The sequence below is a fragment of the Streptomyces sp. NPDC091371 genome (assembly GCF_040684275.1).
Classification (GTDB): domain Bacteria; phylum Actinomycetota; class Actinomycetes; order Streptomycetales; family Streptomycetaceae; genus Streptomyces.
The window spans coordinates 102,664-116,492 of sequence record NZ_JBFBFP010000008.1 but is presented as its reverse complement, the minus strand read 5'-3'; the positions used below and the strand labels follow the sequence as shown (position 1 = coordinate 116,492).

General features: G+C 73.9%; 11 protein-coding genes. 6 read left to right on the top strand and 5 right to left on the bottom strand.

Annotated elements, in window-relative coordinates; all coding sequences use genetic code 11:
• Positions 1 to 453 precede the first annotated feature (453 nt).
• Positions 454 to 819, bottom strand: a complete 366-nt coding sequence (locus AB0O21_RS12225) for a hypothetical protein (RefSeq protein WP_365169736.1) — start codon at positions 817 to 819, stop codon at positions 454 to 456.
• 985 nt (positions 820 to 1,804) lie between these two features.
• Here AB0O21_RS12225 and AB0O21_RS12220 point away from each other — a divergent pair.
• The gene (locus tag AB0O21_RS12220; RefSeq protein WP_365169733.1) at positions 1,805 to 2,644 is read left to right on the top strand and encodes a PQQ-binding-like beta-propeller repeat protein; all 840 of its coding nucleotides are present in this window, start codon (positions 1,805 to 1,807) and stop codon (positions 2,642 to 2,644) included.
• A 19-nt stretch (positions 2,645 to 2,663) separates the two neighbouring features.
• On the opposite strand, the gene AB0O21_RS12215 is transcribed toward AB0O21_RS12220, so the two are convergent.
• The gene (locus AB0O21_RS12215) at positions 2,664 to 3,605 is read right to left on the bottom strand and encodes a serine/threonine dehydratase (RefSeq protein WP_365169730.1); all 942 of its coding nucleotides are present in this window, start codon (positions 3,603 to 3,605) and stop codon (positions 2,664 to 2,666) included.
• A 14-nt stretch (positions 3,606 to 3,619) separates the two neighbouring features.
• Positions 3,620 to 4,270: a TetR/AcrR family transcriptional regulator C-terminal domain-containing protein gene (locus AB0O21_RS12210; protein ID WP_365169727.1), complete on the bottom strand. Its 651-nt coding sequence runs from the start codon at positions 4,268 to 4,270 to the stop codon at positions 3,620 to 3,622.
• Between the two features lie 169 nt (positions 4,271 to 4,439).
• On the opposite strand from AB0O21_RS12210, the gene AB0O21_RS12205 reads away from it, so the two are divergent.
• The 5 genes from AB0O21_RS12205 (at position 4,440) to AB0O21_RS12185 (ending at position 12,167) form a co-directional block, all read left to right on the top strand.
• A complete protein-coding gene (locus AB0O21_RS12205) occupies positions 4,440 to 6,140 on the top strand; it encodes a ricin-type beta-trefoil lectin domain protein (protein WP_365169724.1) in 1,701 nt (566 codons plus the stop codon).
• Positions 6,141 to 6,198: 58 nt separating this feature from the next.
• Entirely contained in the window at positions 6,199 to 8,493 is a 2,295-nt protein-coding gene (locus AB0O21_RS12200) for an alpha-N-acetylglucosaminidase (protein WP_365169721.1), read from the top strand.
• A gap of 265 nt (positions 8,494 to 8,758) precedes the next feature.
• On the top strand, positions 8,759 to 10,414 hold the full coding sequence (locus tag AB0O21_RS12195; RefSeq protein ID WP_365169718.1) for a molybdopterin-dependent oxidoreductase: 1,656 nt from the start codon (positions 8,759 to 8,761) through the stop codon (positions 10,412 to 10,414).
• 83 nt (positions 10,415 to 10,497) lie between these two features.
• On the top strand, positions 10,498 to 11,565 hold the full coding sequence (locus AB0O21_RS12190) for an alpha/beta hydrolase-fold protein (RefSeq protein ID WP_365169716.1): 1,068 nt from the start codon (positions 10,498 to 10,500) through the stop codon (positions 11,563 to 11,565).
• A gap of 113 nt (positions 11,566 to 11,678) precedes the next feature.
• On the top strand, positions 11,679 to 12,167 hold the full coding sequence (locus AB0O21_RS12185; RefSeq protein ID WP_365169713.1) for a hypothetical protein: 489 nt from the start codon (positions 11,679 to 11,681) through the stop codon (positions 12,165 to 12,167).
• Here the strand turns inward: AB0O21_RS12185 and AB0O21_RS12180 are convergent.
• Together AB0O21_RS12180 and AB0O21_RS12175 are read right to left on the bottom strand one after the other, a co-directional pair.
• Positions 12,164 to 12,751 (bottom strand): isochorismatase family protein, encoded by a 588-nt coding sequence (locus AB0O21_RS12180; RefSeq protein ID WP_365169710.1) that lies wholly within the window; start codon positions 12,749 to 12,751, stop codon positions 12,164 to 12,166. The two genes, AB0O21_RS12185 and AB0O21_RS12180, sit on opposite strands and share 4 nt — an antisense overlap.
• Before the next feature lie 52 nt (positions 12,752 to 12,803).
• The gene (locus AB0O21_RS12175; RefSeq protein ID WP_365169707.1) at positions 12,804 to 13,787 is read right to left on the bottom strand and encodes a helix-turn-helix domain-containing protein; all 984 of its coding nucleotides are present in this window, start codon (positions 13,785 to 13,787) and stop codon (positions 12,804 to 12,806) included.
• Between the last annotated feature and the right edge of the window lie 42 nt (positions 13,788 to 13,829).

The following is a 13,829-nucleotide window of genomic DNA, read 5'->3' as shown; positions in this document are numbered from 1 at the left end:
GGGTAGTGGCGGGTGCGGAAGGGCTGGAGCCGGATGCGCTGGTTCTCCGCGAGTTCCCGGCCGGCTTCCGGCCCGGCCGGGTGGTACGCCGACAGCGGCGCCGCGTGCTTGGAGACGGCCTGGAGCACCGCTCCCCGGCGGCGAGTTCGGTCAGGGTCGCGGCCGGGGTGCCGTCCCGGGAGACGTACGTGAGGGGCGGCAGGCCGGTCCGGTCCGCCAGCCTCGCCAGTACCGCCTTCAGCACGGGGTCGGTGTCGAAGACGGGCGGCGGCACCAGGGCCTCGTGCGGGGCCGTCATCCGCGGGTGGTCGGGCCGCACGTGGGCGACGTGGACCTCCGCGCCACGCGCGCGGGCGGCGTCCAGTCGAGGGTCATGAGGCTGTGGTCCGAACCGTCCACGGCGGCCAGGACGGGGAGGGCCGGTGCTGGTTGTGGCTGCATGGACCGAAGGCCCTACTTCATCGGGTACTCGGCCTTCTCCGCGAGCTTGCCGTCCTTGAAGCAGAACCGGAACACGGTCTCCTCGCCGTCCTTGGAGTCACCGCTGGAGATGTACCAGGCGCAGCTGCTGCCCTCGGGCTCGACCGGCCCGCCCTCCTTGAGGGCCCCCTTCACGAAGGTCTCGCCGGACGGGAGCTTGGCGCGGACCTCGCTCTCCGCGTCGCCCGCCTTCACGGCCGTGTAGACGCTCGGATCGACCAGGGTCTTGTCGGCCACGTCGATGAGCTTGCCGACGCCGAAGATCAGCACGGCTATCAGCCCGACGCCCACCACCAGCGCCGCTCCGCAGCCGATCAGACAACCCTTGCGCTGTGCCACGCCGTTCCTCCGTGCCGTACCGTCCGTGCCCGGCGTCGTTCGCCGCGCCATCCGGACGCTCCGACCTTCGCAGGGGCCGAGCCCCGTCCGCAGTCCTCGAAAGTCTCAGGCCGGCACGACGATCGTCGTGCGGCACATATCCGCTGGTGCGCGCCGCCACGCGCGGGGATCATGGGCTGCCGCCGTCCCGTGCCCGGGCCGGCGGTCGTTCGTGTACCGCCAGGGAGGGACCCTGTATGACCCTTGTGCCGTTCCTCCAGCGCGTGTTCGGCGACGGACCGTTCGCCGAGATCGGAGAGCCCGCGCTGGCCGTCGTCGACGATCGCTCGCGGCTGGTCGCGGTGGGAGGGGATCTCGGGCCGCTTCAGTGGGCCGGCGGCGCGACCGCCGACAGGAATTGGACCGGGGATCGGATCGGGGTCTACGAGCGGGACGGCCTGCGGTGCCGGCACCTGGTGCGGTCCCGGTATCCCGTGCGGTCTCTCGCCTTCCACCCCGTTCTTCCCCTGCTGGCGGTGGGGACGGGATGCTACGACGGCGGTTATTCGTTCGGGGGCGAGCTGCTGTTGATCCGCTTGGACACCGGCTCGGTGGTGTCAGCGCTGGAATACCCGCGGGAAGTGCTGAGCCTGGAATGGCTCAGCCGGACGGCCCTGCGTCTGCTCCTGGCGCCGTGCGACGACTGGCAGAACCCGCAGGCACACGAGCAGGGGCATGCGGCGGTGGTCTCGCGCGCCCACTGGGAGTCGGTCGGACAGCGGACGATCGAGGCGGCGGAACTTGCCGCGCCCGCGGAGCGGGCCGTCCCCACGGACTTCAGCGGAGAAGCGCACGAACTCCTGGGTGACCTCGCGAAGGCGACCGGGCGGCACTGGTCCGTGCGTCGGCGGGTGTGGGCTGTCGAAGGGCTGGAGGACGGTCGCGTGCCGGCCGCTCTGGACGGGCCCTGGCAGAATCATGGCTGCCGTCGGGAGAGCGGCAGTGGGTGGTCGAGGACGAGGAAGGCGGCCGGCAGCTGGTCCTGTCCTCCGAGGGCACATCGGTCTGGGCGAACGCCGAACGCCGCCCCCGCCGGTCGGGAACGCGCTGGGAGACACCGCCGTCCCATCTCGCCAGGATCTCCACCCGCACGGGACAGGTGTGGGAGACCCTGAGCCCGGATGTGTTCGCGGTTCTCGTCGCGGGCGGAGACCGGATGGTCCTGAGCCCGGTGGCCGGCCCCCGGAGGGGGTCCGAGCCGCCGGTGCTGTTCGACCTCGACGGCCCGGTGGCCGGAGCGGAAGTCGGCCCTTTCGACGTGTTCAACCATCCGTTCCCGGTCCGTCGCGCCAGTAGGCCTTTCGCCCTGGTGGGCACCGACCCGGACAAGCCGCACCGGAACAAGTGGGTCGCCACCCTGGACGCCGACGGGACACCGCGGCGGCTCTTTCCGCACTCCTGGGTGCCGACGGAGCACCATTTCGGCGGCCCGGCGGTCGCGATCGGTCAATCCCTGGTCTACGCCGGGGCCGTGCATGACGGCTACGGGCTCCAACCGGGTGGCGCCTACGTCGTACGGCGGTCCCTGAGCGGCGCCGTGCAGTGGGAGTACCGCACCGACCATCCCGCCACGTCCCTCGACACCGACGGGGACGCGGTCTACGTGGCCGACAACTCCGGTGCGCTGGCGGCACTGGATGCGGAAGACGGCTCGCTGCGATGGCGCACGGATCTCCAGGTGCACGGTGTCCCCACCGTCGCACTGTCGCTTGCCGTATCGCCGCGAGGCCACGTGCTGGCGGGGACCGTCGACGGCCGGATCCTGGAGTGTCAGGTCCGGCGATGACCCGGGAGTCGCCCCGGCCTCACGCCCCGGAGGTCGCCAGGTCGCCCGGGTCCGTGTTGGCCCCGCACAGGATGACCGCGACGCGCTCCCCCAGGGGCTCGGTGGCGGTGCGCAGGGCCGCCAGGGCGGTGGCCGCGCCGGGTTCGACGACGATGCGGTGCTCTTCCCAGAGGGCGCGCCGGGCCTGGCTGATGGCCGTGTCGGGGACGAGTACCGACCGTACGCCGTCCTCGCGCGCGGCGGCCAGTGCGTCGGCGGAAACGCGGGGGGCGCCGAGGGAGTCGGCGGCGACCGAGTTCACGGGCACGTCCACGGGGCGGCCCGCCTCCAGGGCCGCGTTCAGGGCGCGGCAGTTCTCCGGTTCGGCGGCAAGCACCCGTACGCCGTGTTCGCGGGCGGCGGTGGCCACTCCGGCGAAGAGTCCGCCGCCGCCGACGGCGACGACGACGGTGTCCAGACCGGGCAGGGCGGCCCGGACCTCGTCGAGCAGGGTCCCGGCGCCGGCCGCGATCAGCGGGTGGTCGTAGGCGTGGCTGCGCAGGGCTCCGCTCTCGGCGGCGAACTCCTGGCAGGCCGCGAGGGCTTCGGCGTACCGGTCGCCGACGAGCCGTACGTCGGCGCCGTAGCCGCGCAGCCGGTCCACCTTCACGCGCGGGGCGCTGCCCGGCAGGAACACGGTCGCCCTCACGCCCTGCGCGCGGGCCGCCCAGGCGCAGGCGAGCCCGGCGTTGCCGCCGGAGGCGATGGTGACGCCGGCGGCGGGGAGGGCGTCGGCCGCCGCGTGCGCGGCGAGGAAGTTGCGGGCGCCGCGGGCCTTGAAGGAGCCGGTGTGCTGGAGGTGTTCCAGTGCGTACCAGACGCCTTCACCGGCGGGGGCCACGGTCACGGGCCGGGTGGTCCCGGCGATGCGGTCGGCGGCGGCGCGGACGGCGGCGTAGTCGAGTTGCTGCTTCGGTTCCATGGTCGGTCTCCCCATCAGGTGGCGGGCCCGGCGGGCCGGGCGGCTTCGATCAGCTGGCGCAGGGCGCCGTAGTACACCTCGTGGTCGGTGAGCGGGGGCAGTACGTCGGCCACCGCGCCCGTCAGTACCGGGAATTCGGCGGGGTCCAGCGCGGCCAGGGCGGCCCGCGAGGCGGTGGTGGCGGCGGCCGGGTCGCGGTGGTCCACGAAGGCGGCGCTGCCGAGGGTGAGCAGGTACATGCGGCGGTAGACGGTCATCGCCTCGGCGGGGCTCATCCCGGCGGCCACGCTGTCGGCGAGCGCCGGTTCCACGAGCCGGGCCAGCAGCTGGCGGCCGAGCCAGGGCCGGCCGCCCCGCAGCACGAGCAGTCCGGGGTGGGCGGTGAGCAGCCGGTACAGCGCGCCGAAGCGCTGCTCGGTGGCTTGCGCCCAGTCCGTGCCGGCGGGGATCTCGGGGAGCCGCCCGGCCAGGTGCTCGGTGCAGAGGTCGAGGAGGCCCGCCAGGTCGGTGCAGCGGCGCTGGACGGTGGCGTGGGAGACGTCGAGCCGGTCGGCGAGGGCGCGGAAGCTCAGGTGCCCCGGCCCTTCCTCGTCGATGATCCGCAGGGCGGCGACGGCGATCGCCTCGGGGGTCGCGCGGTCCAGGGCGGCTGATCTTCTCGGCATGAGATACAGCGTATCGTACGACGTATCAGAAGGCTGATACACCTCCTTCGTGTGACAGCGATTACGGCCATATTGCTGGTCATCGGGTCATAATCAGCGACTTTCGTTGACAGCGGGTAGTCGCCTCGCTGCACTGGGCGCACGACTGCCCCCTCGTCAAGGAGACTCCGTGCCGCCTCGCCTGCGTGCGACGCTCCCCTGCCTGACCGCGGCCGCCCTGTTCGCCCTCGCGCTCTCCCCCGCCCCGTCGTCGGCGGCGGTGGCCGAGCCCGACGCGACCTCGGACACCCTGCTCGCGCTCACCCCGCCGATGGGCTGGAACAACTGGGCGCACTACATGTGCGACATCGACGAGGCCAAGGTGGTCGCGAACGCCGAGGCGCTGGTGTCCTCCGGGCTCGCCGCCAAGGGGTACGACACGGTGACCGTCGACGACTGCTGGATGACCAAGAGCCGCGACGAGCGCGGCGCCCTGGTCGTCGACGCGCAGAAGTTCCCGCACGGCATGGCCTGGCTGGGCGAGCATCTGCACGCCAAGGGCCTGAAGTTCGGCATCTACCAGGACGCCGGCTCGCTGACCTGCGAGAAGTACCCGGGCAGCGGTGCCCCGGAGGGCGGCGGCGCGGACCACTACGCGCAGGACGCCCGCCAGTTCGCCTCCTGGAAGGTGGACTACGTCAAGATGGACGGCTGCAACCTCTGGGTGCCGGAGGGGAAGACGAAGGAGCAGGCCTACCGCGACGCGTACGGCGCGGTCGCGAAGGCCCTGCGCGCCAGCGGCCGCGACATGGTCCTCTCCGCCTCCGCGCCCGCCTACTTCCAGCAGGGCGAATGGGGCGGCCCGGACTGGCACAAGGTGCTCGGCTGGGTCGGCGAGACCGGCCAACTGTGGCGCGAGGGCCGGGACATCAAGGTCTACAAGCCGGCCGCGCCCGACACCTCCCGATGGACCTCGGTACTGGGCAACTACGGCTACAACCGCTGGCTCGGCCGGTACGCGGGCCCCGGCAACTGGAACGACCCCGACTTCCTGATCGCCGGCGCCCCCGGCCTCACCGCGGCCGAGAGCCGCAGCCAGGTCGCCCTCTGGGCGATGATGGCGGCGCCGTTCATCCTGTCCTCGGACGTCTCCAAGCTGACCCCGGAGGGGCTCGCCGCCCTCGGCAACACCCGGATGATCGAGCTGGACCAGGACCCGATGGGCCGTCAGGGCGCGGTCGCCTCCTCCAACGCCACCTTCGAGATCCTGGTCCGGCCCCTCGCGAACGGCGACCGCGCCGTGGCCGTGCTCAACCGCTCGGCGGCCACCCGGGACATCCGCGTGCCGCTCGACGAGATCGGGCTGCCCTCCTGCTCGGCCGAAGCGCTGGACCTGTGGAGCGGCCAACGCCGCGAGGTCACCGACACGTTGACCGGGAAGGTGGCCGGGCACGACACCGGGGTCTGGCGGCTCACCCCGCACACGTGCGCCGACGCCGTGCCCACCGGGCAGATCGTCGGTGACGGCGCGAAGTGCGCCGACGGGGCCAACACCACGGGCGTCGGCGCCGTCGTGATGGCCGCCTGCACCGGGGGGCCCGACCAGCGGTGGACGCTCGGCGGCGACGGGAGCGTGCGGATGGCCGGCGAATGCCTGTCGGCGGGCGCGAACGGCCTGGTGGAGCTGGTCGACTGCGCTCCCCCGCAGGCGCAGCAGCCGACCGGCCAGAGCTGGTCGCACCGCCGTGACGGGACCCTCCTCGACGAAGCGAGCGGAACCTGCCTCACCGCTCCGGCCCCGGTCACCACCCCGGACACCCCGGCCGAGCGGCTGCGACTGGCCCCCTGCGGCGACCACCGCGTCGACCAGGCCTGGTCCCTGCCGGTCTGACCTGCCGGTCTGACCCCAGATCACTGATCCGCCGGACACCCCTAGCGAACGGACACGGATGAGGATCCCGCTGCCCCGGAGGGGGCTCCGCCGCCTGCCCGGCCCCCGGCCGGTCGCCCTCGCCGCCCTGCCGGCGGCGCTGCTGGCCCTGGTCTGCGCGGCCGCCGCGCCCGGAGCCGCCGCGCCGGGCGCGGGCCCGGCCGCGCGTGCCGACGTACGAACGGATGCTCCCGCACCCAGGGGCGCGGCCTTCGACCTCGCGCCCGCGCGGGCCTCCCTGGAGCGGCTGCTGCCGCGCCACTCCGGGCAGTTCACGCTCGTCGCCGACGCGGGCGCGGCCGCCGACACCTTCACCGTCTCCGGGACCGCCGGCGCGATCACGGTGCGCGGCGGCACCGGCGCGACCCTCCTCACCGGGGTCGGCTGGTACCTCCAGCACGTCGCGGGGGCCGACATCGGCTGGCCCGGCGACAGCATCGGGATGCTGCCGGCCGAGCTGCCCGCCGTCCCCGCACCGGTCACCCGCAGCGCCCTCGTGCCGCACCGGTACGCGCTCAACGACACGGACGACGGCTACTCCGGCCCGTACCGCTCCTTCGAAGAGCACCAGCGGCAGATCGACCTGCTCGCCCTGCACGGGGTGAACGAGGTGTTCGTGCAGGTGGGCGCCGAGTACCCGTACTACCGGGCGCTGCAGGACTTCGGCTACACGGCCGAGGAACTGCGGCAGTGGATCCCCGGCCCCGGCCACCAGAGCTGGTGGCTGCTGCAGAACCTCAGCGGTTTCGGCGGGCCCGTCTCCGACCGGCTGGTCCGGGAGCGCGCCGAACTCGGCGGCCGGCTCGCGGAGCAGCTGCGGGGGCTCGGCATGACCCCGGTGCTGCCCGGCTACTTCGGCACCGTGCCCCCGGAGTTCGCCGCCCGCAACCCCGGGGCGGTCACGGTGGCGCAGGGCGACTGGGCGGGCTTCGACCGGCCCGACTGGCTGGACCCCGCCTCGCCCGCGTTCGGGAAGCTGGCCGCCGCGTACTACGCGGCGCAGCGCTCCGTGTTCGGGGACAGCACGATGTACCGGATGAGCCCCCTGCACGAGGGCGGCCAGACCGGGAACGTGGACGTGAAGGCCGCGGCGGGCGCCATCCAGCGGGCCCTGCACGCCGCGCACCCGGGCGCCCTGTGGGCGGTGCTGGGCTGGCAGGACGATCCGACCGCGGAGCTGCTGGCCGGGGTGGACACCTCGAAGCTGCTGATCCTGGACGGCCTGTCCGACCGCTACAACCGCCTGGACCGCGAAACCCGCTGGGGCGGGGTCCCGTACGCCATGGGCTCCATCTACAACTTCGGCGGGCACACGACCATCGGCGCCAACAGCTCGGTGTGGATCGACCGGTTCGGCGCCTGGCGGGCGAAGGGCGGCAGCGCGCTCGCCGGAACCGCCTACATCCCGGAGGCCACCGGCACCAATCCGGCGGCCTTCGACCTCTTCACCGATCTGGCCTGGGAGCCCGGGCCGGTCGACCAGCGGCGCTGGTTCGCCGAGTTCGCGGCCCGCCGCTACGGCCGGCCCGACGCCGCGGCGGCCGCCGCCTGGGAGGAACTGCGCAAGGGGCCGTACAGCACCTCCTCGGGCCTGTGGTCGGAGTCCCAGGACAGCCTGTTCACCGCCCGGCCCTCGCTGAGCGCGGCGGGAGCGGCGTACTGGAGCCCCAAGTCGATGCGCTATCCGGCCGATTCGGTGCGCCGGGCCCTGGACCACCTGCTCAGGGTGGACCCGGCGCTGCGCGGTTCCAGCGCCTACCGGTTCGATCTGGTGGACACCGCCCGCCAGGCCCTCGCCAACCACTCCCGGGTGCTGCTCCCGAAGATCAAGGCGGCCTACGAGGCCAAGGACCTGGCCCGCTTCCGCGAGCTGACCGCCCAATGGGCGGAGGCGGAGCGGAAGCTGGACGCGCTCATCGGCTCGGACCCCCACTTCCTGCTCGGGGACTGGCTCGGCAAGGCCCGGTCCTGGGGCGCCGACGAGGCCGAGCGGGACCGGTACGAGTACGACGCCCGCTCGATCCTCAGCGTGTGGGGCCGCCGCAGCACGAGCGAGGGCGGCTTCCTGCACGACTACGCGAACCGCGAATGGAGCGGCCTGGTCTCGGAGTTGTACGCCGGGCGGTGGAAGCTCTACTTCGACTCGCTGGAGGAGGCGCTGCTGCGGCAGGCCGCGCCGCGGGAGATCGACTGGCACGCGTACGAGGAGGAGTGGGCCCGGCGCACCACCCGGCACCCGGCCCGGCCGAGCGGGGACCCGTACGAGCTGGCGGTCGGGATCGCCGCGGCCCTGCCGGCGGCGGGGTCTAACTGACCACTCTTCCGGGGGAATCGCACTCCCCTTCCGGGGTACAGGACAGCAGGAGCTCCGCCGTCCCGGACGGACCCGGAAATGATCAGGGGCATGACCGAAACCGCATCACAGCCCGCGGCGGCTCCGGAGCCGCCGGCCCCCGACCGGTTAGGCGCCTGCCCATGGCCCCACGGGGTGGTGGAGCTGCGCAAGCGCCGGAGGACGGGCACCTGGCACCTGGCCTCCGCCGAGACCCGCGCGGAGGTCCGTGGGAAGGCGACACCGGATGAACCCAGCGGACCCGGCGAACCCGGCGGACGCAGCTCGGCCGACGGGCCCGGCGGGCCGGGGCGCGCGGCCGACACCGGGCCGTAGACCCGGCCGGCTGCCGCTGCTCGGGGCCCTCGGCGGAGTGGTGGCGGCCTTCGCGGGGCTCGCGGCAGCGGAGTTGGCCGCGGCCGCCGTGCGGCCCGAGGCCGCCCCGGTCACGGCCGTCGGCGGGGCGGTGGTGGACCTCACCCCGCAGGCCGTGCGGGAGTGGGCGATCCGGCTGTTCGGCACCGCGGACAAGACGGTGCTGGCGATCGGCATCGTCCTCGTCCTGGCGGCGGTGGCCGCCGGGGCCGGGTTGCTCGCCCTGCGGCACCTGCCCGCGGCGATCGCCGTCACCGGCGGCGTCGGGCTGCTCGGGGCAGTGGCCGCCCTCAGCCGTCCGGAGTCCTCCTGGAAGGACGCGCTGCCCTCGCTGGTGGGCGCGCTCGTCTCGGCCGCGGTGCTGTACCTCCTCGTCACGGCCGCGACCCGGCCCCGGCCGGCCGGGGCACCGCCCGCCGGGACCTGGGCGATGGACCGGCGCGGATTCGGCCGGCTCGCCGCGGCGGTCGTGGCGCTCTCCGCCGGGGCCCTGTACGCCGGCCGGCGGCTGGGCGCGTACGGCTCGGCGGGGGCGACGGCCTCCCGGGCCGACTTCGTCCTGCCGCGGCCCTCGGTGCCGGCGCCGCCCGTCCCGGCGGGCGCCGAACTGCACGTCCCCGGGCTCTCCCCCTTCCTCACCCCCAACCGCGACTTCTACCGCGTGGACACCGCCCTCGTGGTGCCGCGCGTGGACGCGGACACCTGGCGGCTGACCGTCCACGGCGAGGGGGTCACCCGGCCCCTCACCCTCGACCTGCGGGAGCTGCTGAGCCGCCCGCTCGTCGAGCACGACATCACCCTCACCTGCGTGTCCAACGAGGTCGGCGGCCCCTACGCGGGGAACGCCCGCTGGCTCGGCGTGCGCCTGGCCGACCTGCTCCGCGAGGCGGGCGTCCGCCCGCCGTCCCAGGGCGGCCCGGCCGACCAGCTGGTGGCCCGCTCGGTGGACGGCATGACGATCGGGACCCCCGTGGAGGCGGTGATGGACGGCCGGGCGGCGCTGCTGGCCGTCGGGATGAACGGCGAACCGCTCCCGTTCGCGCACGGGTTCCCGGTGCGGATGGTCGTACCGGGCCTGTACGGGTACGTCTCGGCGTGCAAATGGCTCAGCGAGCTGCGTCTGACCACGTTCGCCGCGTACGACGCCTACTGGGTGCGCCGCTCGTGGGCGCAGCAGGCCCCCGTCAAGACGCAGTCGCGGATCGACACCCCGCGGGCCGGCGCCGAGCCGCGGGCGGGCCGGGTGGCGGTCGCCGGGGTGGCGTGGGCGCAGCACCGCGGGATCGAGCGGGTGGAGGTACGGGTGGACGGCGGGCCATGGCAGCAGGCGCGGCTCGCGGCGGCCGACGGCGTCGACACCTGGCGCCAGTGGGTGTGGCCGTGGGAGGCGGCGCCGGGCCGGCACACCCTGGAGGTCCGGGCGACGGACGGCACGGGAGCCGTCCAGACGGGGGTGCGCGCGGGGACGGTGCCCGACGGGGCGACCGGGTGGCACGCGGTGGAGGTGAGCGTCCGCGCCCCGGGCTGATGCGCCGGTACATTGACGAAACAAACGGACCATCCGCCACCTCACTCACATTTCACCTGCTGCGACAGTCGGGAGCCGGGGCCGTGGAGCTGACCAGTACCTCGTTCCTCGTCACACTGATCGTCGTAACGGCGCTGGCCGTGCTCGCCGCACTGCTGCTGTGGAACCGGATCCCCGGGCCGGGCTGGGTGAGGTGGCCCGCGCGCCTGCTGATGATCGGCCTGTGCCAGCTGACCGCCATCTGTGTGGTCGCCACCTGGATCAACGGCAGCTACGGGCTCTACTCCTCCTGGGACGACCTGCTGGGCACCGACGAGGGGCAGGAGCTCGGCGCGATGACCGGCCCGCCGGTGGGCCGGGCCCGGTTCACGCAGGGCGGCGACGGGACGCGGACCACCTACTTCCGGGGCTCCCACTCGAAACTCGCCGGGCAGGTCACCGTGTGGACTCCCCCGGAGTACAGCGCCCCGGGCGCGGCCCGGACCCGGTTCCCGGTGCTGATGCTGCTGCACGGCTACCCGGGCACGCCCCGTACCTGGATCGACCTCGGGAGCATGCCGGGCGCGCTGACCGACCTGGTGAACCTGGGGGCGGCGCACCCGTTCATCCTGGTGATCCCGGAGATCTACCCGGGCGGGGTGAACACCGACTGCAGCAACACCCCGGACCGCAAGATCGCCGACTGGCTGGCCGAGGACGTGCCGGAGCTGGTCGCACGGAACTTCCGTACGCTGCCGGCCCCGGGCGGGTGGGGGCTGATGGGCGTCTCCACGGGGGCGTTCTGCGCGGCCAAGCTGCCGCTCCAGTACCCGAAGGTGTTCCGAGCGGGGGCGGCCCTCGATCCGGACCCGCTGACGGGCGACCCCGAGGTCTTGTCCGACCCGGTGCTGCGCGAGCGCAACAGCCCGATGTGGCTGGTCGAGCACACGAGGAAGGCGGACGTCGGGCTGTTCCTGGCCACCTCCGCCCAGGACAAGGACAGCCCGCCGCAGCAACTGGCGGCCTTCGCCGAGGCGGCGGCAGGCAGCGGGGTCCGCGTCAAGACCCTCGTCCGGCCGACAGGCGGGCACAACTTCCAGACCTGGACCGGCATGTACCCGGACGCACTGGGCTGGCTGAGCACGGAGCTGGGCCCGCCGACCGCGTCCTGACGGGGGCGGCGGGTGTCACATTCCGAGGGGCTGTCCGGTCCGAGCGGGTGTACCCGACACCCGCGCGGGGCCCGGTCACCTCCGGGACCGCGCCCACCACGGAGGTGGCACTCGTGCAGAACTCGAACCCGAACCCGAACCCGGAGCGCGCCCCGGACCAGGACCCGGCCGACGGTGAGGGCACCCGAACGGACGCGTGGCTCCGCGTCGGCCTGGCCTTCCTGACGGCGGTGCAGTTCGGCGTCGGATGCTGGGCGCTGCTGTTCCCGTACTCCTTCTTCTCCGTGCCCTGGGTGGGCATGGGAATGGCGTACAACGTCCATCTGATGACGGACTACGGAGCCATGAGCCTGGCCACCTCCGTGGCCCTCGGCGCGGGAGCCGTCACCATGCAACGGACGGTGATCCGCACCGGCCTCGCCTCGTACCTCGTCTTCGCCACCGCGCACCTGGCGATCCACATCGGGCTGGTGGACCACCTGCCGCCCGGCCGACGCGTACCGCTGCTGGCCTCGCTGGCACTCGCGGCCGTGATCCCGGCGGTGCTGCTGGTGCTCACGGGGCGCACCGGCAGGACCGCCGGGACACGGGCGTCCGGCTAGCCGACGAGGTCGTCGACGGTCGGGGCGACGGTGCCGAACACGTCGCCGATGGTGACCAGGGCGGCGGTCTGGAGCGTGGCGGCGGGCAGGGCGGTGCCGTCGGGGGCGGCCAGCGAGCGGGTGGCGGTGGCCTCGGCGACGACGGTGGGGCGGTAGCCGCGGTGGAAGGCGCCTTCGGCGGTGAAGGTGACGCACATGTGGGTCATGAAGCCGGCCAGGACCAGGTCCTTGCCGGCGCCCAGGTCGCGCAGGGTCTTCTCCAGCTCGGTGTCGTGGAAGCCGTTGGGGACCTGCTTCACGACCACCGGTTCGCCCTCGGCGGGGGCGACTTCGGCGCAGATGGCGCCGGGCTCGGAGTCGAGGTCGTAGCCCGCGTCGACGACGTGGACGACCGGTACGCCCTCGGCGCGGGCGGCGGCCAGCAGCCGCGCCCCGGCCGCGAGCGCCTCTTCGACGCCGTCGAGGGCCATCACGCCGCTGCGGTAGGTGTTCTGGAAGTCGATCAGGACGAGGGTGGTCTCGGCGAGGCGGGGCAGCCGGCTGTCGAGGCCGATCACGTCACGCAGGCTCTTGGAAACGGACATGGCAAAGCACTCCTTCTTCGGGAAGCGGTGAACCGGTTGAGCGGTAAGGGGGTCAGCCGGCGGTGCGGAAGCGGCGGCGGTAGGCCGCCGGGGTGATGCCGATCTGCTTGCGCAGCGCCCGGTGGAGGGTTTCCACCGAGCCGAGCCCGCAGGCGGCGGCCACCTCGTCCAGGGGCTGGTCGGTGTGCTCCAGCAGGCGGCGGGCCGCCTCCACCCGGGCGGCCTCGACGTAGGCGGCCGGGGTGGTGCCGGTCTCCTGGCGGAACACCCGGGCGAAGTGCCGTTCGCTCAGGCACATCCGCTCGGCAAGGGCGGTCGCGGACAGGTCGCCGTCCAGGTGGTCGGAGATGTGCATGCGCAGTTCGTCGATGTCCCGGCGGGAGGCCGCGGGCCGGCTCAGCGGGACCGAGAACTGGCTCTGGCCGCCCTGCCGCTTGAGGTACATCACCAGCTGCCGGGCCACCGACAGGGCCACCTCCTCCCCCAGGTCCTCGGCGACCAGTGCCAGTGCCAGGTCCATGCAGGCGCTGATCCCGGCGCCGGTCCACACGTTCCCGGACCGGACGAAGATCGGGTCGGGGTCCACCGTCACCGCCGGGTGGTCCGCCGCCAGTTGGGCGGCGGTCGACCAGTGGGTGGTCGCCGTCCTGCCATCGAGCAGGCCGGCCGCGGCCAGCAGGTGCGCGCCCACGCACACCGACGCGACCCGCCGGGCCAGCGGCGCGGCCGTCTTCAGCCACGCCACCACCTCCGGGTCGATCCGGGCGACGGGCCCGCCGGGGCGCAGATCCACCGCACCGGGGACGAGGAGGGTGTCCAGTACGCCGTCCACCTCGGCGAACGACAGGTCCGCGACCAGCCGCACCCCCGCCGAGGTGGCGACCACCCCGGGCGCGGGAGCGGCGAGCTGCACCCGGTAGCCCGCCCGGCCACCGGTCTCCCGGTTGGCCAGCGCGAACACCTCGGCCGGGCCGGTCACGTCGAGGAGGTCGACATCGGGGAAGACCGCGATGACGACGCGGCGGTTCGTGGACATGCACCCATCGTCACAGCCGCCCCGGATGGCCGCAATGACGGC

Bases quoted from the DNA above. Each gene is read 5' to 3' on its own strand.
- AB0O21_RS12215 (WP_365169730.1), bottom strand. From the start codon at position 3,605: ATGGAACCGAAGCAGCAACTCGACTACGCCGCCGTCCGCGCCGCCGCC.
- AB0O21_RS12200 (WP_365169721.1), top strand. From the start codon at position 6,199: ATGAGGATCCCGCTGCCCCGGAGGGGGCTCCGCCGCCTGCCCGGCCCC.
- AB0O21_RS12210 (WP_365169727.1), bottom strand. From the start codon at position 4,270: ATGCCGAGAAGATCAGCCGCCCTGGACCGCGCGACCCCCGAGGCGATC.
- AB0O21_RS12175 (WP_365169707.1), bottom strand. From the start codon at position 13,787: ATGTCCACGAACCGCCGCGTCGTCATCGCGGTCTTCCCCGATGTCGAC.
- AB0O21_RS12180 (WP_365169710.1), bottom strand. From the start codon at position 12,751: ATGTCCGTTTCCAAGAGCCTGCGTGACGTGATCGGCCTCGACAGCCGG.
- AB0O21_RS12195 (WP_365169718.1), top strand. From the start codon at position 8,759: ATGAACCCAGCGGACCCGGCGAACCCGGCGGACGCAGCTCGGCCGACG.